Raw genomic sequence first — 21,224 nt, 5'->3', positions numbered from 1 at the left:
GTGTTAAGTACTTCTTTTTGTAGCGCCGCGTCAGTTCAGGTAAGGGGACCAGGACGGTTCTCTGACTTCGCCTTGTGCGGTAGGAAGCGGGAGCCTTACGCGTCCATTAATGGACACGAGCATCAAGACTCCCCGGCCCTGCTGGCGGGTGGCGTAGATTACCATGGTGCCGTTGGGCGCAACAGTAGCTGACTCATCAAGGTTGGTATCTGTGAGGATTTTTACCGTTCCACGCTGCAAATCCTGGGCCGCAACCCGGAAATTAGTGAAACCATCCTGACGGTGAATCATCACCAACGTCTTTTCATCAGCCGAAAGCTTAGGATTGGCGTTGTAGTTACCGATAAAGGTCACGCGTTCCGCGCCCCCACCGCCAACGCTGGTCTTGTAGATCTGTGGCTTGCCGCCGCGGTCCGAGGTGAAGTAGATGGTCGAACCATCCTTGCCCCAGAACGGTTCGGTGTTGATACCAGGACCGCTGGTCACGCGGCTGATCTGGCGCGAAGCCATGTTCATCACGTAGATGTCCGGGTTGCCGTCCTTGGACAGTACGAATGCCAGGCGCGAACCATCCGGCGACCAGGCCGGTGCACCGTTGAGGCCTTCAAAGTTGGTGATCTGCTCACGACGGCCAGTATCGATGTGCTGGACGAAGATACGCGGACGCTTCTGTTCGAAAGACACGTAGGCAATACGCTTGCCGTCCGGCGCGAAGCGCGGCGACAGGATTGGCTCACGGGATTGCAGCAAGGTCACTGCCCGCGCACCGTCGTAGTCCGAACGCTGCAGGGTGTAGCGAGTGTTGTCTACGGAGAAACGCTCGGCCGTTACATAAAGCAGGCGTGTCGAGAACGCCCCCTTGATACCGGTGAGTTTTTCAAACGACTGGTCCGAGATGTAGTGGGCCATGTCGCGCAGTTGTTCGGCGGTACCCGATACGCTGCCGGTCAGGACCTGCTGCTCGGTGGCCACGTTGAACAAGGTGTACTGGATCTGCAGGCGACCGCCGGCCGGCGTGATGCTGCCGACCATCAGGTACTGCGCGCCCACCGCTTTCCAATCACGGAAGATGACTTCGCTGGCCTGGGTCGGCTGGCTGATCATGTTGCCTTTCGGAATCGGTGCGTAGTAACCGGAATTGCGCAGGTCGTCGCTGACGATCTGGGCCATGTCGTCCGGCAGCACGCTGCCGCCCTGCCAGCCAAACGGCACTACCGCGATCGGGGTAGCCCGATCGCTGCCGCTGGTGACCAGGATGTTCTTTTCATCCGCCGCCGCTATCCCTGCCATACAGCAAATAACGACAAGCATTCCTCGAAGAAGGTTTCTCACAAGGCTAGATCCTCAGGTGTGAATGTCATCTTGAATGAACGATAGGGAGCGAAGTCGCTTGGTTTCATTCCCTGCATCTCGGTCAACCGGCCAATATTCTTGACCGCGGCAACCGCCGAACTGTCGAACGAACCGTCACCACTGGACTTGGCCACGCTGACCGAAGTCACCGTACCGTCCGGCAACATGCCGATCTGCAGCACTACTGTCATGCCTTTGCGTGCCGAAGGTGGACGTGTCCAGCCTTCTGCTGCCCGCGCCCGAATCAGGTCGTCGAAACTGCCCGCGACTTCATCACCACGCTCATCGGCCAAGGCTTGCTGACGCTGCGGCGTGTCGGAGAGCAAATCTGCCAAGGCCTGGGCCTTTTTCTCTTCGGCGGATTTACGCGCTGCTTCCTGGGCCTTTTTCTTGCTGGCATCGGCGGCAGCTTTCTTCTTCGCGTCGTCGGCGATTTTCTTCTTCGCCTCGTCTGCTTCAGCTTTTTTCTTGGCGTCTTCGGCGGCTTTCTTCTTCGCGTCTTCGACTATTTTCTTCTTGGCGTCTTCAGCGGCCTTTTTCTTGGCCTCTTCTTCGGCAGCCTTCTTGGCTTCTTCTTCAGATTTCTTCTTGGCTATATCAGCCAATTGTTTCTCTTCAGCTTTTTTAGCTTCGGCAGCTTTCTCGGCTTTCTTGGCTTCATCAGCCTTTTTCGCCTCGTCGGCCTTCTTGGCTTCGTCAGCCTTTTTCGATTCCTCGGCCTTTTGAGCCGCCTCTTCTTTCTTTTGTTCCGCAGCAGCCTTCACCGCTTCCTGCTCGACCTTCTTCTGTTCCATCTGTTCGACTTCAGTCTGGCGCGCAGCCGACTTCTGGGCCTCACCCGCAATCTTCTGATTGGTCTGGGTGGTGGCCTGGCTTTTCGATTTCAGCTGATACAGGGTCGCCTGCACGATCGGCTTGGCTGGCGGCAGGTCCGGAGTCATGGCAAAGCTGACGAACAGCATGCCAAAGACCAGGACGTGCAGGGCAATTGCCCAGACGCTAGGCCAGAAGAAGCTTTCCGAGGCGGACGGCTCTCGCTGTTGGTGCATCAGGGCGCCTCGGTAATCAAGCCAACGTTACCGACGCCGGCCCTCTGCAGCCCGCCCATGGCGCCCATGACGGAACCGTAGTCGACCGACTTGTCGCCGCGGATGAACACCTGGGTGTGCTTGCCGCCTTCGTTGCCGGAGCGAATGATCTTGGTCACCGCATCGGTCATCGCCGGCAGGGTCAAGGCCTTGTCCTGTTGCTTCTGGGTGTCGACTTCGCTGCCAAGGTTCCAGTAATAGGTCTTGTCAGCCTTGATCGAAATGGTCAGGACCTGAGTGTTGTTGTCCTGCGGCAAGGCTTCACTGGAAACCTTGGGCAGATCAACCTTCACGCCCTGGTTGAGCATCGGCGCGGTCACCATGAAGATCACCAGCAGCACCAGCATCACGTCGATGTAGGGCACTACGTTCATCTCGGCGACCGGCTTGCGCTTTTTGCGAGCTCGAGCGATTAAAGCCATTGGGAATTACCTGCTTATTCTTCGCTGGTGTGCACTTTACGGTGCAGGATCGCCTGGAACTCATCGGCGAAGGTGTAGTAACGGCTGATCAACGTTTCGCTGGTTGCAGCAAAGCGGTTGTAGGCAATTACTGCGGGGATAGCGGCGAACAGGCCGATCGCGGTGGCGATCAGGGCTTCGGCAATACCCGGGGCCACGGTGGCCAGGGTCGCTTGCTGGGCCTGGGCCAGGCCGCGGAACGAGTTCATGATCCCCCACACCGTACCGAACAGGCCGATGTACGGGCTGACGGAACCGACGGTAGCGAGGAACGGCAGGCTCTGCTCCAGTTTCTCTTCTTCCCGGGAAATGGCGACGCGCATGGCACGGGCCACGCCTTCCATGACCGCTTCCGGATCAACACCCGGCTGCTGGCGCAGGCGCGAGAATTCCTTGAAGCCCGCGCGGAAGATCTGCTCGACGCCCGAGTCCGGGTCCGGGTTGCTGCCGGCCTGGCGGTACAGCTTGGACAGGTCGATACCCGACCAGAAGCGCTCTTCAAAGCTCTCCAGGGCACGTCGACCGGCGCGCAGCAGGTTGCTGCGCTGAAAAATCATGACCCAAGAGGTAACCGATGCGGCTACCAGGGTCAGCATCACCAGTTGAACCACGACACTGGCATTGCTGACCAGGCTCCACATGGAGGAATGGTCGACGACGGTAGGTTCCACGCTAAATCTCCTGCTTTGATTGTTTACCCGCGCCGCTCACGGCGGCAAAGGCCGCACGTAGAGTTTCGGGAATGGCCCGAGGTTTCAAACTATTGGTGCGCACACACGCCACCAGGAACTGCCCCTCACAGAGCAGCGTTGCATCCGTTGCCCGCCTGACCTGCTGCTTGAAACGCAGGCTGGCACGGTTCAATTCGATTACTTCAGCGCTGACCAGCAGCTCGTCGTCCAGTCGCGCCGGTGCGTGGTAACGCGCCTCGCTGGAATGCACGACGAATAACAGGTCCTCCCCTGCCAGCTGGGATTGGGCAAAGCCCAGCTCCCGTAGCCGCTCGGTACGAGCCCGCTCCATGAACTTGAGATAATTGACGTAATACACGATGCCGCCGGCATCGGTGTCCTCGTAATAAACGCGACAGCGATGTGCGAACGACTGATCCCCGTTTTGCGCGCGCATACTCTAGTGCTTACTCCTCAGGTTGCCAATCCGGTGGGGCAACTGTTTTTTCATTCTCGAAAAACATATCCAGTGACTGAATGACGACGCCAGCCACTAGGACAGCACAAACATCGAATAAATCGACTGGCGTGAAGCTTTTAATCGTCCACTGCATCAAGGAATTCGTCTACCACGGGCATCTCCCCCAATCGTGACGGAATGTTTAACCCGAAGTGCAGATAGGCATGGCGCGTCACCACCCGCCCCCTTGGCGTACGCATGATATAGCCCTGCTGGATCAGGTACGGCTCCAGCACATCTTCGATGGTATGGCGCTCTTCACTGATGGCCGCCGCCAGGCTGTCGACACCCACCGGGCCGCCGTCGAACTTCTCGATCATGGTCAAGAGCAGGCGTCGATCCTGATGATCGAAGCCGTGCTCGTCCACATCCAGCAGGTTCAAGGCCAGGTCCGCCACGGCCTTGGTGATATGCCCCTTGGCCCGTACTTCGGCAAAGTCACGCACACGACGCAACAAGCGGTTGGCAATCCGTGGCGTGCCCCGGGCCCGACGAGCGATTTCAAACGCGCCCTCCGGGTCCAGGGGCAGGCCGAGAATACTGGCCGAACGGCTGACAATGGTCGCCAGATCGGTAGTGCTATAGAACTCCAGACGTTGAACGATGCCGAAACGGTCTCGCAGCGGGTTGGTCAGCATGCCCGCACGGGTCGTCGCGCCCACCAGCGTGAACGGTGGCAAGTCGAGCTTGATCGAGCGGGCCGCCGGGCCTTCGCCGATCATGATGTCGAGCTGGAAATCTTCCATCGCCGGGTACAGCACTTCCTCGACGATAGGCGAGAGCCGGTGGATCTCGTCGATGAACAGCACGTCATGGGGCTCGAGGTTGGTGAGCAACGCCGCCAAATCACCTGGCCGCTCCAGCACCGGGCCGGAGGTGGACTTGATCGACACGCCCATTTCCTGGGCAATGATGTTGGCCAGGGTGGTTTTACCCAGCCCCGGCGGGCCGAAGATCAAGGTATGGTCCAAGGACTCACTGCGCCCGCGCGCGGCCTGGATAAACAACTCCATCTGCTCGCGCACGGTGGGCTGGCCGATGTAGTCGGCAAGGCTCAAGGGCCGGATGGCGCGGTCCTGGACTTCTTCACGGTCACGAGGCCCGGTGGCCGCGATCAGACGATCAGCTTCAATCACTTAAATCATTCCCTTCAGGGCTCGGCGGATCATGTCTTCGCTGCTCAGGTTCTTGTCCTTGATGGCCGAGACGGCCTTGCTGGCCTCCTGGGGTTTGTAGCCCAGGGAGATCAGCGCACTGACGGCGTCGCTTTCAGCACTCGCGACCTGGCCCGCCGGCATATCCGGCTGGTTCGGCACCAGGGCGAACATGCTCGGCACCACTTCCCAGGCCTTGAAGCGGTCCTTGAGTTCTACCAACAGGCGCTCGGCGGTTTTCTTGCCCACGCCCGGTACCTTGGTCAGCGCTGAGGTGTCCTGGGCCGAAACGGCTCGTACCAGCTCATCCACTTCCAGGCTCGACATCAACGCCAGGGCCAATTTAGGCCCCACGCCATTAAGGCGAATCAGTTCGCGGAAGAAGTCGCGGTCGCGCTTGCCAATGAAACCATAGAGTAGTTGCGCGTCTTCGCGCACCACCAGATGGGTATGCAGCGTTATAGGTTCACCGACCGACGGCAGGCGGTACAGGGTGGTCATGGGCACTTCCAGCTCATACCCCAGCCCGTTTACATCCAGAATCAGGTGCGGCGGCTGTTTCTCAGCCAGGGTGCCGCGCAAGCGTCCAATCACGGTTCAGATCCTTAAAGCTTGGGGTCAGAGCGAGGCCTGACCGGAAATAACGATTGCGCTGATGCTATCAGAGACGCAGGCGCCCGCCACGACTGCGTGCCATGCCCAGGCCGTGAGGCAGCAGGCTGGAGCGCGTGTGCGCATGGCAAATGGCAATGGCCAGGGCGTCGGAGGCATCGATCTGCGGCTTTGAGGTGAGCTTGAGCATGTGCATGACCATCATCTGCACCTGCTCTTTATTGGCCGCACCGGTGCCGACCACGGCCTGCTTGACCTGGGTCGCGGTGTATTCGGCGATTTCCATGCCCTCTTCGGCCCCTGCCACGATGGCGGCGCCACGGGCTTGTCCGAGTTTAAGGGCTGAGTCGGCGTTTTTTGCCATGAACACTTTTTCGATGCCCATGGTGACCGGTCCGTAGGTCTGGATCACTTCACGCACGCCGCGATAGACGATCTGCAGGCGCTCAGCCAACTCGCCTGCGCCGGTACGGATACAGCCCGAAGCGACGTAGACGCAGCCGCGCGGGGTGTGTTGCACCACACCAAAACCGGTGATGCGCGAACCGGGGTCGATACCTAGGATTAAAGTCATAACGCCTGCAGGTCGGATAAACACATTTTTTGATACATCGTAGTTCTAATGTGGGAGGGGGCTTGCTCCCGATGGCGATCGTCCAGTTAGACATAGGCTGACTGATACACCGCCATCGGGAGCAAGCCCCCTCCCACATTTGGATCTACGTCATTCTTCAGCCTAGCTGTTCGGCCACGGATTCCGGGATGTCGGCGTTGGAATACACGTTCTGTACATCATCCAGGTCTTCGAGCATATCGAGCATCTTCAGCACTTTCTGCGCACCGTCCAGGTCCAGCTCGGCACTGGTGGTCGGCAGCATCACGATCTCGGCGTCGGAGCCTTTGAAACCGGCCGCTTCCAGGGCATTACGCACGGCGTAGAAGCCGGCGAACGAGGTAAACACGTCGATGGAGCCATCTTCATTGGTCACTACGTCGTCGGCATCCGCCTCCATCGCCGCTTCCATCAGCGCATCTTCATCCACACCCGGCGCGAAGGAGATCTGCCCCTTGCGTTCGAACAGGTAGGCCACCGAACCGTCAGTCCCCAGGTTGCCGCCACACTTGCTGAACGCATGACGCACGGCGGCGGCAGTACGGTTGCGGTTATCGGTCATGCATTCGACCATCACCGCCACGCCACCCGGGCCGTAGCCTTCGTAGGTCAACTCGACCATGTCGTCGGTGTCGGCAGCGCCGGCCCCACGGGCCACGGCACGGTCGATAATGTCACGACTCATATTGGCGCCGAGGGCCTTGTCCAGGGCCAGGCGCAGACGCGGGTTGGAGCCCGGGTCACCCCCGCCCTGGCGGGCAGCGACCGTCAGCTCACGGATCCACTTGGTAAAAATCTTGCCTTTCTTGGCATCCTGACGCTCTTTGCGGTGCTTGATGTTCGCCCACTTGGAATGGCCAGCCATAACACAACTCCGAAATTCTCTAGAAACCTTATCAACCCCACCCCGGGTGGGATACACCCCTTGTAACGCAAAGGCGCATCCGAAGATGCGCCTTTTTAGACTGCGTAAACCTCAGTGCGCTTTCACGCAGCAGCCTTACTCAGCCTTCGGCGTCTCGCGCAGGCGGATATGCAGCTCGCGCAATGCCTTGGCATCCACCACGCCCGGAGCCTGGGTCATGACGTCCGCAGCACTCTGGGTTTTCGGGAACGCGATCACTTCACGGATCGACTGGGCACCGGTCATCAGCATCACCAGGCGGTCGAGGCCGAAAGCCAGGCCACCGTGGGGCGGCGCACCGTATTTCAAGGCGTCGAGCAGGAAGCCGAACTTCTCTTCCTGTTCCGCTTCGTTGATGCCCAGCAGGCGGAAGACCGCTTGTTGCATCTCTTTGCGGTGGATACGGATCGAACCGCCACCCAGCTCAGTACCGTTCAACACCATGTCATACGCGCGGGACAGCGCGCCTGCCGGGTTGGCTTCCAGCTCTTCGGGCGAGCACTTCGGCGCGGTGAACGGGTGGTGCAAGGCGCTGAAGCTGCCGTCATCGTTCTCTTCGAACATCGGGAAGTCGACGACCCACATCGGTGCCCACTTGCAGGTCAGCAGGTCCAGGTCGTGGCCCAGCTTGATCCGCAGCGCGCCCAGGGCTTCGCTGACGATCTTGGCTTTGTCGGCGCCGAAGAACACGATGTCGCCGTCGACCGCGCCCACGCGATCCAGGATCACATTGAGGTTGGCTTCCGGGATGTTCTTCACGATTGGCGACTGCAGGCCTTCAACACCCTTGGCGCGCTCGTTGACCTTGATATACGCCAGGCCCTTGGCACCGTAGATGCCGACGAACTTGGTGTAGTCGTCGATCTGCTTGCGCGGCATGCTCGCGCCGCCAGGCACGCGCAGGGCGGCGATGCGGCATTTCGGGTCGTTGGCGGGGCCGCTGAACACCTTGAAATCAACTTCGGTGAGCTGGTCGGCCACGTCCACCAGTTCCAGCGGGTTACGCAGGTCTGGCTTGTCCGAACCGTAGCGGCGCATGGCTTCTTCGAAGGTCATGTGCGGGAATTCGCCGAACTCCAGGTCCAGCACTTCCTTGAACAGGTTGCGGATCATCTGCTCGGTGATGCCCATGATCTCTTTTTCATCGAGGAAGCTGGTCTCGATGTCGATCTGGGTGAATTCCGGCTGGCGGTCGGCGCGCAGGTCTTCGTCGCGGAAGCACTTGGCGATCTGGTAGTAACGGTCGAAACCGGCCACCATCAGCAGCTGCTTGAACAGCTGCGGCGACTGCGGCAAGGCGAAGAAACTGCCGGCGTGGGTACGGCTAGGCACCAGGTAGTCACGCGCGCCTTCCGGGGTGGCCCGGGTCAGGATAGGCGTTTCGACGTCAAGGAAGCCGTTCTCGTCGAGGAAGCGGCGGATGCTGGTGGTCATGCGCGAACGCAGGCGCAGCTTCTCGGCCATTTCCGGACGACGCAGGTCCAGGAAGCGGTAGCGCAGGCGGGTTTCTTCGCCGACGTCGGAGTATTCGTTCAACGGGAACGGCGGGGTTTCCGATTCGTTCAGTACTTCCAGCTCGTAGCCCAGCACTTCGATCGCACCGGACGCCATGTTCGCGTTCACGGCACCGGCCGGACGCAGGCGAACCTTGCCGGTGATCTTCACGACGTACTCGCTGCGCACACGGTCAGCGGCGGCGAAGCTTTCGGCGCGATCCGGATCGAATACCACCTGGGCCAGGCCATCACGATCACGGATATCGAGGAAGATCACCCCGCCGTGGTCGCGGCGACGGTGAACCCATCCGCAAAGGGTGATTTCCTGACCATCCAGGGTCTCGTTCAGTTGGCCGCAATAGTGGCTGCGCATCATGGTAGTGGTTTCACTTCTCGTAATTCGAAATTCGGTGGAGGCCTGCCTCGTCACCGTACATTAAAGCAGGGGACGGATAATGCAGGAGCCTGCGCATGGAGTTCAACTCAGTCTGCTTTGTCGCCGCCCGCCAGGTTCTTCTTCGAACCGGTCTTGAAATCGGTCTCGTACCAGCCGCTGCCGCTCAGGCGGAAGCCCGGCATGGACAACATCTTCTTGAGCTCGGGTGCCTGGCAGGCCGGGCAATCGACCAGCGGCGCTGCGCTGATCTTCTGGATGGCTTCCAACTGATGTCCACAGGAAGCACATTGATAGTCGTACATGGGCATGGCGATGTCTCGGCGGTCGATCGTTACTGTGCCGCGCCCGCTCCTGATAAAGAGCAGAGGGAGAAAGCCCCGGCAGCAGCAAAGCGCGGGATTATATCTGGTAAATCAAGGCAGCGCAGCCGGCTTTCTGCCCGGGGCAGGCCCACCTCGACAGTGGACCAGCCCCGAGGCCTGCCGATTACTCAGGGCTTGGCGAGGCAGCACGGCCCTTTAACAGATGAACCACACACACTACCCTGACCAACCCACTGAAGTTCTTCACTCCTCCATACCGCAAGTGCACTTCCCGATCGACATAGGACAGCAATGCACTGACAGAGCAGGCATTGATCCTGGCTATTTCCGTGAGGATATTCCAATAGATCTGCTCAAGCCGAAGACAAGTGGAAAATCCGTTGAGCCTTACCGATCGGGACAATGGCTTGGCCAGCCCCATATCGAACCCCTTGGCGAAGGGGTCGACGCTTATCTTGTGGAAACCACCGGTTTCCATCACTCCCACATCCACTCCACGTGACATACACCTGACACTCCATTGCCAAACAACAGCCCATGGGTTCTCCCATTGGACAGTGGCCCTATAAGACAGCAGGACGAGGCAGGCAGCCAGAAGACGGGGCGTTGATAGGCGTAGGACAACGCCAGGAAATGCGTGGAAACAAGCAAGTGGCGCCACAACGGCGCCACTGTGGCTGTCGCTTACTGGCTTTCGAGCAGGGAACGCAGCATCCACGCGGTTTTCTCGTGAACCTGCATGCGCTGGGTCAGCAGGTCCGCGGTCGGCTCATCGCTGACCTTGTCGAGCAACGGGAAAATACCACGTGCGGTACGCGTGACCGCCTCCTGGCCCGCCACCAGTTGCTTGATCATCTCTTCTGCGCTGGGAACACCCTCTTCTTCCTTGATGGAGGAAAGGCGGGCGTAGATCGAATAGGCGCCCGGTGCCGGGAAACCCAGGGCACGGATACGCTCGGCTATGGCGTCCACCGCCAGCGCCAGTTCGTTGTACTGCTCTTCGAACATCAGGTGCAGCGTACGGAACATGGGGCCCGTGACGTTCCAATGGAAGTTGTGGGTCTTCAGGTACAGTACATAGGTATCGGAAAGCAGCCGTGAAAGCCCATCGACGATGGATTTACGATCTTCTTCACTGATACCGATATCGATTGCCATGTTTATCCCCTTCAATTGACAAGCATTCATTGATCAGGTGCACGACTACTCTAGCAAGAGCGCCGCAGAGACGCAGCCCGACACCCTCGGGCGACATGCGGCAAATCGCCCCTGCACGACCTGTCAGCCCGTGCAGTACAAGCCTTTGGGCATGTCGGAAATTTTCTTTAAGGCCGCCAGAAACCCCTGCACATGTCTAGGACAAGCGTTTCACGCAGAAATGCCACGCCCCTTTCAACCGCGGAAAATGCTCGATTTGAGTAGGCACGGCCTTTGCTGTTAAATAGGCAGCGTGTCGCCGTCGTTAATTTCCACGGCAAGCGGCATAGGCTGATACCCGCGCACGTGCCCAACGCCTCCCATTGTTCAGAAGCGAACCGTGCCAGTCAGCTCTTCCTTGTGATCCGTCTTAACGTGAGTTAATCAAAATGTTGAAAATCGTCCACCTGCTAACGGGCGTTGCAGCGTTGCTGCTGTCCTTTATCCCGAGCCTGCAGCCTGAAAGCCTGCCCTACCTGCAACAACACGACGCTCTGTACCTGGCCTTGTTCGGCCTTCTTAACCTGACGCTCGCTCCCGTAATCCCTTACTGGAACAAAGGCACACGTCATCAACTGCAAAACCTGGTCAGCGCGCTGCTGGTACTGACCGTTGTCGTACAAACCCTCACCCTCCTGGCACCTATGCCTGAAGTGGGCGGCCATCCGGCCATCCTGCTCAGCCTGGTGATTGCTGTGGTCGCTATCGTTCTTCACCTGGCCATCAGCTTCTACCGTTCGTCCCCGGCGGCCGCGTCGCAAAACTACGACATGACCAATCGGGATACCGGTACCGTCAAGTGGTTCAACACCTCCAAAGGCTTCGGCTTTATTTCCCGCGATTCGGGCGACGACATCTTCGTCCACTTCCGGGCTATCCGTGGCGAAGGTCATCGCGTCCTGGTGGAAGGCCAGCGCGTGGAGTTCTCCGTGATGAATCGCGACAAAGGCCTGCAAGCCGAAGACGTGATCGCAGCCCTGCCGCGTCGCTGATTCCAGCCGTCGCAGCAAAAAAACCGCGATCCAGCCTTGGCTGGGTCGCGGTTTTTTATTGCACTCGGATTAATAGTGCGGTGGCGGCGCCTCTTCTTCGGACGTCTCGAACTGGCCGCCCATTTCTTCCTGACGCTTGAGCAGCGCGGTCATCTGCAACTGCAGGCGTTCAACCGCGCGCTGCTGGACGACCAGGATGTCATTGAGGGTCTCGATGGTGTCGTCCTGAAAGGCCAGGCGGCTCTCCAGATCGGTAACGCGGTCTTGCAAGTCCATGGTTCAATCCTGGGTAAAGATAAAGTCGGCAGGCAGCAACGCGTGCAGGCGCACACGAATGGCCGCCACTTGTTCTTCAGTGTACGGCTGGGCCGGATGCTTGCCCCAAACCGGCGCAGGCCACGCGGCGTCATCACGCTTGCGTGCGATCACATGCACGTGCAATTGGCTGACGACATTGCCCAGCGCACCGATATTCATCTTGTCGGCACCCAGGCCTTCGTTGAGTAACTGCGCCAGCAACGTAGTTTCCTTCCAGAGGATCTGTTGATCTGCGACATCCAGCTGAAACACTTCGCTGATACCGTTGATGCGTGGCACCAGGATGAACCAGGGGTAATTCGAGTCATTGGACAGCAGCAGGCGGCACAACGGGAAGTCCCCGATCACCAGTGTGTCTTGTTGCAGGCGTTGGTCTAAGGCGAACACCACGGGCACTCCGTTTGGCAGGTCAAGTTCTGGCGCCCAGCATACCTTTGAATGCAGGCGGCTTCACGGCGAATGCGGGAGAGCCCCGGCGCATCCGGAGAAAAAAACCGCACCCTTTCGATGCAGGCGAATAATTGAGCTACGCTAACTCGGGCCTCACCGGGATGCACCAAAATGACCCACTTGTGCCTCAAAGAGATCCGCCAACTACCCACCCATGGGGGTGGACCGGTAACGTTTTCCTCGGGCAACGTTTTTTTGCACCCCCCAACAGCGGTAACACACGGGCGTCAAGCCCAAACCAAACGGCGTAAAAAGCCCGTGCTTATGCGGTTTTTACCCCGTCGTAACGTTTTTCACGAAAAAATGACATTCAGTTACCGGTTTGGGCGCGCTTGTTGCATTCACCCCCCTATCGTCGACAACGACACCTGCAGGGAAGTGAGTGTTTCGCGATAAAAAACAGTGGCGTTTCAATGCATACCAAGGAAGACGACAAACGCTGAAAGACGTTTGAAAACAGCATTGAAGTTGTCAGTCCCGTTACATTCGGACTGTGAATTTGCGACATGGAACTAGCAATTTACGACAGCCTCGTAAAGAAGCTGAAAGGAAAGATGGGTAAGTATCGTCAATAGAGTCTGCGTGATATAACTTTGCGCCGACACAAAAAAGAAAGAGCCGCCCAGATAAAAATACAGGTGGGACGGCAGTACTCTTCCTAAAACCAAAGGAGCAAATCACGATGCGCGTGATGAAGTGGAGCATGATCGCCCTGGCTGTTTCAGCAGGCACCTCGCAGTTCGCAATGGCGTCCGCCCAGGACGATTCCAAGGGCTTTGTTGAAGACAGTACGTTCAGCATCAATACTCGCGCGCTGTACTTCAGCCGCGATTTCCGTAATGAACCAGCGGGCGGCTACGCCACGGTCAACGGCAAGCGCAAAAGCCGTGCTGAAGAAACGGGCTTGGGCTTCAATGCACTGTTCGAATCGGGCTTCACCCAAGGCACTATCGGCGTCGGTTTCGATGCAATCGGCCTGCTGGGCGTCAAGCTCGACAGTGGCAAGGGTCGCGCGGGCACCGGACTGTTCCCCACCGGTTCCGACGGTCGTTCGCAAGATGACTACTCCAAAGGCGGCGGCGCCATCAAGTTCCGCTTCTCCAACACCGTGCTGAAAGTCGGTGACCAATACACCACAGCCCCTGTGTTCGCTTCCGACGACAGCCGTCTGCTGCCGGAACTGCCACAAGGTATCTCGATCACCAGCAACGAGATCAAGGGCCTGAAACTGGAAGGCGGCCACTTCACTTCCAGTGTTGCGCAGAACCAGACGTTTCATGACAGCCTGGGCCTGACCAAGACCGACTTTGTCGGCGGTGTATACTCGTTCACTCCAGAGCTCACCGGCAGCCTGTACTACGCTAAAACCGAAGACTACTTCCGCAAGTACTACAGCAACGTGAACTGGACCCACGCGCTCAGCGATGACCAGTCCTTCGCTCTGGACTTCAACATCTACGACACCAAGAGCGACGGTGCCGGCCTGCAGCGTGCCGAAAAAGATGGCACGACCAAGCTCGACAACCGCGCGTTCAGCTTGCAGGGCGCCTACACCATCGGCGCTCACACGTTCACCCTGGCCGCCCAGAAGGTTACCGGCGACGGCGACTACGGCTACGGCGTAGACGGCGGCGGCACGGTCTTCCTGGCCAACTCCGTTGCCCGTTCCGACTTCAACGCCGAAGGCGAGAAGTCCTACCAGGCACGTTACGACATCAACATGGCAACCTTTGGCGTTCCTGGTTTGAGCTTCATGACTCGTTACATAACCGGTAGCGGCGCCGACACCGGCACCACTAACAATGGTAAAGAGTGGGAACGCGATATCGAAGCCAAGTACGTGATTCAGAGCGGTCCAGCCAAAAACCTGAGCCTGCGTCTGCGTCAAGCGACCTATCGTTCCGGCGATGGCGTGTACTACGGTTCGCCTTCGATCGACGAACTGCGTCTGATCGCAAACTACCCGCTGAACATCTTGTAATTGCCGGTTCAATTACAACGATGACTTAAGGCTCCGGCCTTAAACAAAAAAGCCGCTCCCCTGTTTACAAGGGAGCGGCTTTTTTATTGCAGTTTTATTTCAGCGAATAAATAACTAGCAAGCTAACTAACGAGATTCAAGTGACACGTTTAACCTGACCTTTCGGCCAAGTTAAACGCGCTTCTTTCACTTACTTCGGAGCTGCTTCCTGCATCACTCGAATAACGCGCTGCGGAAATGGAATATCAATCCCCGCAGCCTTTAAACGATCACGCGCCAGTTCATTCAACATGAACACTACATCCCAATAATCCGGGGTATTGGTCCAGCAGCGCAGGGAAACAGTGATCGAGCTATCGCCCAAGGTCGACACCACGGCCACCGCAGCAGGATCCGTCAGTACACGCGGATCTTTTGACAGCTCCAGCAGCACTTCACGAGCCTTTTGCAGATCCGCCTCGTAGTCCACACCCACATCAAAGACCACCTTGCGGGTCGGCTGACGGTTGGTGTTGGTGATGATGCCGTTGGACAGGATGCCGTTGGGCACGATGACGGTCTTGTTGTCACCGGTACGCAGCACGGTGTGGAAGATTTGGATGCTATCGACGGTCCCGGAGGTGCCCTGGGCCTCGATCCAGTCACCAATGCGGAACGGGCGGAACAACAGAATCAGCACACCACCGGCAAAGTTCGCCAGGCTGCCTTGCAACGCCAGGCCGATGGCCAGGGTAGCGGCACCGATGGCGGCGACGAACGACGTGGTCGCCACGCCGATCATCGAGGCCACACTGACAATCAGCATGACTTTCAGCGCGATGTTCGCCAGGCTGGTGATGAAGTGCTGCAGCGCCAGGTCCGCGTTACGCATGGCCAGCAGGCGGCCCACGCGGTGGGTCAATACGTTGATCAGCCACCAGCCAATGGCCAGGGTGATCACCGCCAGCAACACCCGGCTGCCGTATTCCATGATCATCGGGATCCATGACTGTGAGGTCTTGATCAAGTGATCCATTTCAGCGTTTAAATCCATGTAGCTTCTCCTGTATGGCGAATGTGCGGCTTATTGACTGCCTGAAAACGCAAATGAGCCCCGTAGGGCTCAAGAGCAGGCGCTGGCTCTGGGGCGTGGGACGCCGAAAACGCCCGCAGGTTCCCCAATGTGCCATCAGTCGCGGAAGTTATTGAACTGCAGCGGCATGTCGAAGGTCTTGGCGCGCAGGGCGGCAATGGCATCCTGCAGGTCATCACGCTTCTTGCCGGTGACACGAACCTGCTCACCCTGGATGGCCGCCTGGACTTTCAGCTTGGCATCCTTGATATGGGCAACGATCTTCTTTGCCAGCTCCTTGTCGATACCTTCCTTGAGTACGGCTTCCTGCTTCATCAGCTTGCCGGAGGCGTAGGCGTCCTTGATTTCAAGGCACTGCGCGTCGATCTTGCGCTTGACCAACGACAGCTTGAGGATCTCGATCATCGCTTCCAGCTGGAAATCGGCTTCAGCGGTCAGGTTGACGGTCAGTTCCTTTTCCTTGAATTCGAAGCTGCCCTTGCCTTTCAAGTCATAGCGGCGGTCCAGCTCCTTGACGGCGTTCTCGACGGCGTTGGTGACTTCGTGTTTGTCCAGTTCAGATACCACGTCGAACGAAGGCATGTGATTTCTCCAATATAAGGGGCGGGCTCAGTAGAGATGGAGCGCGCCCGAGCTAAAATGCCGGGGCATTATAGCGGTTCTTTCGTCCCGTTCACTGTGAGCGACCCTACGGAGCAGAAACTGATGTCGACCACCTGGCATATTCTTGGCGCGGGCAGCCTGGGCACACTGTGGGCCACCCGCCTGGCTCGTGCCGGCTTACCCGTCAGGTTGATCCTGCGCGATGCCACGCGCCTGGCCAGCTACCGGGCTTCACCCGGCTTGACCCTGGTGGAACACGGCGTCGCCCATACCTACCCGGTGTTCGCTGAAACGCCCTACAGCCCCGAGCCGATTCATCGCCTGCTGGTAGCGTGCAAGGCCTACGACGCCCAGGGCGCTGTCGCACAACTGCAACACCGCCTCGCACCGGACGCCGAGCTGATCCTGCTGCAGAACGGCCTCGGCAGCCAAGACGCGGTGGCCGCGCAACTGCCCCAGGCGCGCTGCATTTTTGCCTCCAGCACCGAAGGCGCGTTTCGCGACGGTGACTGGCGCGTGGTGTTCGCCGGCCATGGCTACACCTGGCTGGGGGACGCGAGCCACCCTACTCCGCCGCTGTGGCTGGATGACCTGCACGCTGCGGGCATCCCCCACGAATGGAGTACCGACATCCTGACGCGCCTGTGGCGCAAACTGGCGCTCAATTGCGCGATCAACCCGCTGACGGTGCTTTACCAGTGCCGCAATGGCGAACTGCAGAGCCATCAATGTGAAGTCGCGACCCTGTGTGCCGAGCTTGGCGAACTGTTGGAATGCTGCGGCCAACCCGCCGCCGCGCGGGGTCTGCACCAGGAAGTGGAACGGGTTATCCAGGCCACGGCCGCCAATTATTCCTCCATGTACCAGGACGTGGCCAACGCCCGCCGCACCGAAATCAGCTACTTGTTGGGCTATGCTTGCCAGGCGGCCGCCCGTCACCAATTGAGCCTGCCCCATGTGCAACAACTGCAAGTGCGCCTGGTCGAGCAGTTACTTGCACGCGGATTGCCCCGCGACTGAGGCACGCGCTACCCTGCCCGCCTGTCTATCACCTGGGAAAACCCTGATGCCGCTGCGCCAGCGTCTAGAAAACCTACCGGTCGGGCAGAAACTGCTGGCCGCCCTGCTGGTGCTGCTGACCACCGTCCTGCTGGTGGCCAACCTGACCTTTATCAGCGCCGCCTACTGGATCTCCCAGGAAAGCATGGCGCCCCAGGCCTTGCAGGCCATCGGCCGGCTGGTATCCAACCCGGCTCTAGCCGCCGAAGCCCTTGAATCCCCGGCCAAGGCCGATGCGCTGCTCAATGAACTGACCAGCTATTCGCCCCTGCGCGCCGCCGCCCTGTACGACGGCGAAGGCAATCGCCTGGCGCAGATGCAACACGGCGATCGCCTGCACCTGCCGGACAACTACCGGCATATCGAAGCCTGGCGCGTGACCGAATTTCGCAGTAACCAGGTCATCACCCTGCCCCGTCCCGGCCAACCGTCCGGCCACCTGCTGCTGGTGGCCAGCAGTGAGCTGCCGGTGGCCTTCTATACCGGCACATTGACGGCGAGCCTGGGCATCCTGATTTTCAGTGTGCTGCTGTGGTTGATCATCGCCCGGCAGATCAAACGCCTGATCACCCGGCCGATCCATGAACTCGAAGAGCTGTCACGCCAGGTCACCCGCGAAGAGAACTACGCCCTGCGTGCCGGCCGGGGCAACCGCGATGAAATCGGCAGCCTCGCCGAAGCCTTCAACACCATGCTGTCGCGCATCGAAGCCCGGGAGCAGCAGCTCAAGCGCGCGCGGGACGACTCCCAGGCGGCCTACGACCAGGCACAAGGCCTGGCCGAAGAGACACGCCACACCAACCGCAAGCTGGAGCTGGAAGTCCAGGTGCGCAGCAAGATCGAGAAAAAGCTCACCGGTTTCCAGAACTACCTCAACAGCATCATCGACTCGATGCCTTCGGCACTGATCGCCCTGGACGAACAGCTCTACGTCACCCAATGGAATCAGGAGGCCACGGCCCTGTCCGGCACGCGCCTGGATGAAGCGCTGAATCAACCGATCTACCTCGCCTTCCAGCCGCTCAAGCCGTACCTGCCGCAGATCAAGGCCACGGTGGAACAACACACGGTGGAACGCATCGAGCGCGTCACCTGGATCAAGGACGACGAACCCAAGCATTACGCCCTGACCTTCTACCCGCTGATGGGCGGTGCCGGGCGCGGTGTAGTGATCCGTATCGACGACATCACCCAGCGCCTGTCACTGGAAGAGATGATGGTGCAGTCGGAAAAAATGCTCTCCGTCGGCGGACTTGCCGCCGGCATGGCCCACGAGATCAACAACCCGCTGGGGGCGATCCTGCATAACGTGCAGAACATTCGCCGGCGCCTGTCCCCAGACCTGCCCAAGAACCTGGAACACGCCGAACAAGTGGGCGTTGAGCTGGGCATCGTCAACCGCTACCTGCAAAGCCGCGAAGTGCCGCAACTGCTCGACGGTATCCAGCAGGCGGGGGCACGGGCGGCGAAAATCGTCACCCACATGCTCAGCTTCAGCCGCCGCAGCAACCGGCAGATGGCGCCTTGCGACCTGCCGGCGCTGATCGACCAGGCGGTAGAAATCGCCGGTAACGACTTTGACCTGGCCATTGGCTTCGATTTCAAGGGCCAGGCAATCATCCGTCAGTTCGACCCGCAACTGGGCCCCGTGCCCGGCACGGCCAACGAACTGGAACAGGTGCTGCTCAACCTGCTAAAAAACGCCGCCCAGGCCATTCACCTGCGCGAGGACGACAGCGAACCGGGGCGCATCATCCTGCGCACGCGCCTTAACCCGCCGTGGGCGGAAATCCAGGTGGAAGACAATGGCATCGGCATGAGCGAAAACGTGCGTAAACGCACCTTCGAGCCGTTCTTTACCACCAAGGAAATCGGCCAGGGCACCGGGCTTGGGCTGTCGGTGTCGTACTTCATCATCACCAACAACCACAAGGGCCAGATGGAGGTGCATTCCACCCTCGGCCAAGGCACCTGCTTCACCTTGCGCCTGCCCCTGGCGGGCCAACTGCCACCTTACGAACTCACCCAACTGGAGCACTGACCATGGGCTTTCGCCTGTCGAAGATTTACACCCGCACCGGCGATAAAGGCGAAACCGGCCTCGGCGACGGCCGCCGCGTGCCCAAGGACCATCCCCGGGTGGAAGCCATCGGAGAGGTCGATACGCTGAATAGCCAGTTGGGGTTACTGCTGGCGTATCTCGAAGCCCTCGGCGGGCAGCATCCAGGCTTACAGGACGTGATCGAGGTGCTTACGCCTTGCCAGCATCGATTGTTCGATCTGGGTGGGGAGTTGGCAATGCCGGAGTACAAGGCATTGAACGCGGCGGAAGTGGATCGGCTGGAAGCGGCGATCGATCGCTGGAACGAAGAACTCGGGCCCCTGGAGAATTTCATCTTGCCCGGTGGTTCAGCGCTGATTGCCCAGGCCCATGTATGCCGCAGCCTGGCGCGCAGTGCCGAGCGACGCTGTCAGCATTTGAATGCGGTTGAACCGTTGGAAGGGGTGGGGTTGGCGTATATCAATCGATTGTCGGATTTGCTGTTTGTGGCGGCGCGGGTGATTGCCAAGCGCCAGGGGGTTGCTGAAGTGTTGTGGCAGGCGGCGGCAAAGCCACACTGATGATGATTCGGTGACTGACAGGGCCTCATCGGGGTGTAGCCCCCTCCCACACTTTGATCACATTCCAAAGTTGGAACCCGGTCGAATGTGGGAGGGGGCTTGCTCCGGTACAAACCGGGGACATCGTTTACATTTCTAACCGGGGACATGGTTTACAGGCTAATACGCATGATCAGGAGGTAACTGATCATGCCCTGGAACCAAGAGTCCCCCATGAATCAAAGAATCAAGCTGGTAGCTGATTGGCTTTCTGGCAACTTCACCAAAAGCCAGTTGGCACGCCGCTTTGACGTTAGCCGACCTACCGTCGATAAGTGGATTGCCCGGCACGACGGCGATTTGAGGTCTTTATCCGAACTGTCCCGGCGACCTCACAACAGCCCAAATAAAACCGACGACGAGATTTTGGCCCGTGTAGTCGCGATGAAGGAGGCTCACGGTAAATGGGGGCCGAAAAAGCTTCTCGAGCTATTACGGCTGGAAGATCCCTCCGTCACCTGGCCCTCTCCAAGTACGGCCGGTCAATGGCTTGACCGACTTGGGCTCGTCAAAAAGCGGCGCTTCAAACGCCGACACAGCATTTCCCACGCACAAATGCGAAAGGCCGACGAACCTAACAAGACGTGGTGTGCTGACTACAAAGGGCAGTTCAAGATGCTTAATGCTCAGATGTGCTTCCCTTTGACCGTCACAGACCATGCGTCGCGGCTGATTTTAGCGTGCAGGGCCCATCCCAAGATCATGACCCAGCCTGTAAAACAGGCCTTTGAGAGGCTTTTTCAGGAGTACGGCATGCCGGAAGTTATCCGTTCGGACAACGGGGTACCGTTCGCCTCTCCTGGCCTGGCAAGAATATCCACACTGGCAGTTTGGTGGATTCGGCTGGGTATTTATCCCGAGCGAACCATGCCGGGAAGACCCGCCCAGAATGGTCGCCATGAACGAATGCACCGTAGCTTGAAACTTGAGTTGCCCTTAGGGAAAAACTTAGTCGAGCAGCAGCTTTTGCTGGAGCATTTCAGGCATGAGTTTAATTACGTACGCCCTCACGAAGCGCTCGGCATGAAACGTCCGGGAGACTTGTATGTGCCGTCCACCCGAATTTATCCAGGATGCTTGCCCGATGTGGAATATCCGGCAGAAATGAAAGTTCGAAGCGTCAGGCAGGACGGATCGATCAAGTGGAACGGCAAGTTGGTATTTATCAGCGAGGCGCTGTCCGGGGAAAGGATAGGGCTCAAAGAAGCTGAAGATGAAGCTTGGGATTTGTACCTGTGTGATTATCCCTTGGGGAGGCTTGGACGAGGTATGACCCGCGTCCAGGCCTCAAATGTGTAA

At 58.9% G+C, this 21,224-nt stretch carries 23 protein-coding genes; 6 read left to right on the top strand and 17 right to left on the bottom strand.

Features of this window, described 5'->3' with window-relative positions; genetic code table 11:
* Positions 1 to 30: 30 nt before the first annotated feature.
* The 13 genes from tolB to V3W40_RS24540 form a co-directional block, all read right to left on the bottom strand.
* Positions 31 to 1,311 (bottom strand): Tol-Pal system beta propeller repeat protein TolB, encoded by a 1,281-nt coding sequence (gene tolB / locus V3W40_RS24600; RefSeq protein WP_043293513.1) that lies wholly within the window; start codon positions 1,309 to 1,311, stop codon positions 31 to 33.
* 17 nt (positions 1,312 to 1,328) lie between these two features.
* Entirely contained in the window at positions 1,329 to 2,402 is a 1,074-nt protein-coding gene (gene tolA / locus V3W40_RS24595) for a cell envelope integrity protein TolA (protein WP_027605542.1), read from the bottom strand.
* Positions 2,402 to 2,854 (bottom strand): protein TolR, encoded by a 453-nt coding sequence (tolR, locus tag V3W40_RS24590; RefSeq protein ID WP_330215817.1) that lies wholly within the window; start codon positions 2,852 to 2,854, stop codon positions 2,402 to 2,404. The genes tolA and tolR overlap by 1 nt, the downstream gene beginning before the upstream one ends.
* A gap of 23 nt (positions 2,855 to 2,877) precedes the next feature.
* A complete protein-coding gene (gene tolQ / locus V3W40_RS24585) occupies positions 2,878 to 3,573 on the bottom strand; it encodes a protein TolQ (RefSeq protein ID WP_053135845.1) in 696 nt (231 codons plus the stop codon).
* A gap of 1 nt (position 3,574) precedes the next feature.
* A complete protein-coding gene (gene ybgC, locus V3W40_RS24580) occupies positions 3,575 to 4,030 on the bottom strand; it encodes a tol-pal system-associated acyl-CoA thioesterase (RefSeq protein WP_032890914.1) in 456 nt (151 codons plus the stop codon).
* Positions 4,031 to 4,170: 140 nt separating this feature from the next.
* The gene (gene ruvB, locus V3W40_RS24575; RefSeq protein WP_065925895.1) at positions 4,171 to 5,229 is read right to left on the bottom strand and encodes a Holliday junction branch migration DNA helicase RuvB; all 1,059 of its coding nucleotides are present in this window, start codon (positions 5,227 to 5,229) and stop codon (positions 4,171 to 4,173) included.
* Positions 5,230 to 5,841, bottom strand: a complete 612-nt coding sequence (gene ruvA / locus V3W40_RS24570) for a Holliday junction branch migration protein RuvA (protein WP_003175802.1) — start codon at positions 5,839 to 5,841, stop codon at positions 5,230 to 5,232.
* Positions 5,842 to 5,908: 67 nt separating this feature from the next.
* Positions 5,909 to 6,433: a crossover junction endodeoxyribonuclease RuvC gene (gene ruvC, locus V3W40_RS24565; RefSeq protein ID WP_065925894.1), complete on the bottom strand. Its 525-nt coding sequence runs from the start codon at positions 6,431 to 6,433 to the stop codon at positions 5,909 to 5,911.
* A 157-nt stretch (positions 6,434 to 6,590) separates the two neighbouring features.
* Positions 6,591 to 7,337, bottom strand: coding sequence for a YebC/PmpR family DNA-binding transcriptional regulator (locus V3W40_RS24560; RefSeq protein ID WP_027605539.1), 747 nt, complete (start codon positions 7,335 to 7,337; stop codon positions 6,591 to 6,593).
* Between the two features lie 135 nt (positions 7,338 to 7,472).
* On the bottom strand, positions 7,473 to 9,248 hold the full coding sequence (aspS, locus tag V3W40_RS24555) for an aspartate--tRNA ligase (RefSeq protein WP_027605538.1): 1,776 nt from the start codon (positions 9,246 to 9,248) through the stop codon (positions 7,473 to 7,475).
* Between the two features lie 107 nt (positions 9,249 to 9,355).
* Entirely contained in the window at positions 9,356 to 9,577 is a 222-nt protein-coding gene (locus V3W40_RS24550) for an FmdB family zinc ribbon protein (RefSeq protein WP_010208103.1), read from the bottom strand.
* 178 nt (positions 9,578 to 9,755) lie between these two features.
* Positions 9,756 to 10,097, bottom strand: a complete 342-nt coding sequence (locus V3W40_RS24545) for a ribbon-helix-helix domain-containing protein (protein WP_065925893.1) — start codon at positions 10,095 to 10,097, stop codon at positions 9,756 to 9,758.
* Positions 10,098 to 10,276: 179 nt separating this feature from the next.
* Positions 10,277 to 10,750, bottom strand: coding sequence for a Dps family protein (locus V3W40_RS24540; RefSeq protein WP_065925892.1), 474 nt, complete (start codon positions 10,748 to 10,750; stop codon positions 10,277 to 10,279).
* A 428-nt stretch (positions 10,751 to 11,178) separates the two neighbouring features.
* Here V3W40_RS24540 and V3W40_RS24535 point away from each other — a divergent pair, with 428 nt between their 5' ends.
* The gene (locus V3W40_RS24535) at positions 11,179 to 11,781 is read left to right on the top strand and encodes a cold-shock protein (protein ID WP_005790922.1); all 603 of its coding nucleotides are present in this window, start codon (positions 11,179 to 11,181) and stop codon (positions 11,779 to 11,781) included.
* A 69-nt stretch (positions 11,782 to 11,850) separates the two neighbouring features.
* On the opposite strand, the gene V3W40_RS24530 is transcribed toward V3W40_RS24535, so the two are convergent.
* Positions 11,851 to 12,057 (bottom strand): SlyX family protein, encoded by a 207-nt coding sequence (locus V3W40_RS24530; protein ID WP_065925891.1) that lies wholly within the window; start codon positions 12,055 to 12,057, stop codon positions 11,851 to 11,853.
* 3 nt (positions 12,058 to 12,060) lie between these two features.
* Positions 12,061 to 12,486: an HIT domain-containing protein gene (locus V3W40_RS24525; RefSeq protein WP_330215788.1), complete on the bottom strand. Its 426-nt coding sequence runs from the start codon at positions 12,484 to 12,486 to the stop codon at positions 12,061 to 12,063.
* Positions 12,487 to 13,231: 745 nt separating this feature from the next.
* Between V3W40_RS24525 and V3W40_RS24520 the strand changes: the two genes are divergently transcribed.
* Positions 13,232 to 14,530, top strand: coding sequence for an OprD family porin (locus V3W40_RS24520; RefSeq protein WP_092488941.1), 1,299 nt, complete (start codon positions 13,232 to 13,234; stop codon positions 14,528 to 14,530).
* A gap of 190 nt (positions 14,531 to 14,720) precedes the next feature.
* Here the strand turns inward: V3W40_RS24520 and V3W40_RS24515 are convergent, their stop codons facing one another.
* Positions 14,721 to 15,563: a mechanosensitive ion channel family protein gene (locus tag V3W40_RS24515; protein WP_065925890.1), complete on the bottom strand. Its 843-nt coding sequence runs from the start codon at positions 15,561 to 15,563 to the stop codon at positions 14,721 to 14,723.
* Between the two features lie 135 nt (positions 15,564 to 15,698).
* Positions 15,699 to 16,184, bottom strand: coding sequence for a YajQ family cyclic di-GMP-binding protein (locus tag V3W40_RS24510; protein WP_053135814.1), 486 nt, complete (start codon positions 16,182 to 16,184; stop codon positions 15,699 to 15,701).
* 123 nt (positions 16,185 to 16,307) lie between these two features.
* Between V3W40_RS24510 and V3W40_RS24505 the strand changes: the two genes are divergently transcribed.
* From V3W40_RS24505 to V3W40_RS24490, 4 genes are all read left to right on the top strand, one after another.
* The gene (locus V3W40_RS24505; RefSeq protein WP_315872407.1) at positions 16,308 to 17,225 is read left to right on the top strand and encodes a putative 2-dehydropantoate 2-reductase; all 918 of its coding nucleotides are present in this window, start codon (positions 16,308 to 16,310) and stop codon (positions 17,223 to 17,225) included.
* A 46-nt stretch (positions 17,226 to 17,271) separates the two neighbouring features.
* The gene (locus tag V3W40_RS24500) at positions 17,272 to 19,305 is read left to right on the top strand and encodes a sensor histidine kinase (protein ID WP_330215787.1); all 2,034 of its coding nucleotides are present in this window, start codon (positions 17,272 to 17,274) and stop codon (positions 19,303 to 19,305) included.
* 2 nt (positions 19,306 to 19,307) lie between these two features.
* Positions 19,308 to 19,886 carry a cob(I)yrinic acid a,c-diamide adenosyltransferase gene (locus V3W40_RS24495; protein ID WP_065939170.1) on the top strand — a complete coding sequence of 193 codons (579 nt, stop codon included), beginning with the start codon at positions 19,308 to 19,310 and terminating at the stop codon, positions 19,884 to 19,886.
* A 189-nt stretch (positions 19,887 to 20,075) separates the two neighbouring features.
* Complete coding sequence (locus tag V3W40_RS24490) at positions 20,076 to 21,224, top strand: integrase core domain-containing protein (protein ID WP_442962866.1); 1,149 nt, start codon at positions 20,076 to 20,078, stop codon at positions 21,222 to 21,224.

The sequence above is a fragment of the Pseudomonas sp. AM8 genome (assembly GCF_036346475.1).
Lineage (GTDB): Bacteria > Pseudomonadota > Gammaproteobacteria > Pseudomonadales > Pseudomonadaceae > Aquipseudomonas > Aquipseudomonas marginalis.
Note: the sequence above shows the minus strand (reverse complement) of the source record. Positions and strands in the feature narration are given on the sequence as shown.

Excerpts from the sequence above, each read along its gene's own strand:
- tolB (WP_043293513.1), bottom strand. The coding sequence starts at position 1,311 with ATGCTTGTCGTTATTTGCTGTATGGCAGGGATAGCGGCGGCGGATGAA.
- tolA (WP_027605542.1), bottom strand. The coding sequence starts at position 2,402 with ATGCACCAACAGCGAGAGCCGTCCGCCTCGGAAAGCTTCTTCTGGCCT.
- ybgC (WP_032890914.1), bottom strand. The coding sequence starts at position 4,030 with ATGCGCGCGCAAAACGGGGATCAGTCGTTCGCACATCGCTGTCGCGTT.
- ruvC (WP_065925894.1), bottom strand. The coding sequence starts at position 6,433 with ATGACTTTAATCCTAGGTATCGACCCCGGTTCGCGCATCACCGGTTTT.
- V3W40_RS24560 (WP_027605539.1), bottom strand. The coding sequence starts at position 7,337 with ATGGCTGGCCATTCCAAGTGGGCGAACATCAAGCACCGCAAAGAGCGT.
- aspS (WP_027605538.1), bottom strand. The coding sequence starts at position 9,248 with ATGATGCGCAGCCACTATTGCGGCCAACTGAACGAGACCCTGGATGGT.
- V3W40_RS24550 (WP_010208103.1), bottom strand. The coding sequence starts at position 9,577 with ATGCCCATGTACGACTATCAATGTGCTTCCTGTGGACATCAGTTGGAA.
- V3W40_RS24545 (WP_065925893.1), bottom strand. The coding sequence starts at position 10,097 with ATGTCACGTGGAGTGGATGTGGGAGTGATGGAAACCGGTGGTTTCCAC.
- V3W40_RS24540 (WP_065925892.1), bottom strand. The coding sequence starts at position 10,750 with ATGGCAATCGATATCGGTATCAGTGAAGAAGATCGTAAATCCATCGTC.
- V3W40_RS24535 (WP_005790922.1), top strand. The coding sequence starts at position 11,179 with ATGTTGAAAATCGTCCACCTGCTAACGGGCGTTGCAGCGTTGCTGCTG.
- V3W40_RS24530 (WP_065925891.1), bottom strand. The coding sequence starts at position 12,057 with ATGGACTTGCAAGACCGCGTTACCGATCTGGAGAGCCGCCTGGCCTTT.
- V3W40_RS24520 (WP_092488941.1), top strand. The coding sequence starts at position 13,232 with ATGCGCGTGATGAAGTGGAGCATGATCGCCCTGGCTGTTTCAGCAGGC.
- V3W40_RS24515 (WP_065925890.1), bottom strand. The coding sequence starts at position 15,563 with ATGGATTTAAACGCTGAAATGGATCACTTGATCAAGACCTCACAGTCA.
- V3W40_RS24510 (WP_053135814.1), bottom strand. The coding sequence starts at position 16,184 with ATGCCTTCGTTCGACGTGGTATCTGAACTGGACAAACACGAAGTCACC.
- V3W40_RS24505 (WP_315872407.1), top strand. The coding sequence starts at position 16,308 with ATGTCGACCACCTGGCATATTCTTGGCGCGGGCAGCCTGGGCACACTG.
- V3W40_RS24500 (WP_330215787.1), top strand. The coding sequence starts at position 17,272 with ATGCCGCTGCGCCAGCGTCTAGAAAACCTACCGGTCGGGCAGAAACTG.
- V3W40_RS24495 (WP_065939170.1), top strand. The coding sequence starts at position 19,308 with ATGGGCTTTCGCCTGTCGAAGATTTACACCCGCACCGGCGATAAAGGC.
- V3W40_RS24490 (WP_442962866.1), top strand. The coding sequence starts at position 20,076 with ATGCCCTGGAACCAAGAGTCCCCCATGAATCAAAGAATCAAGCTGGTA.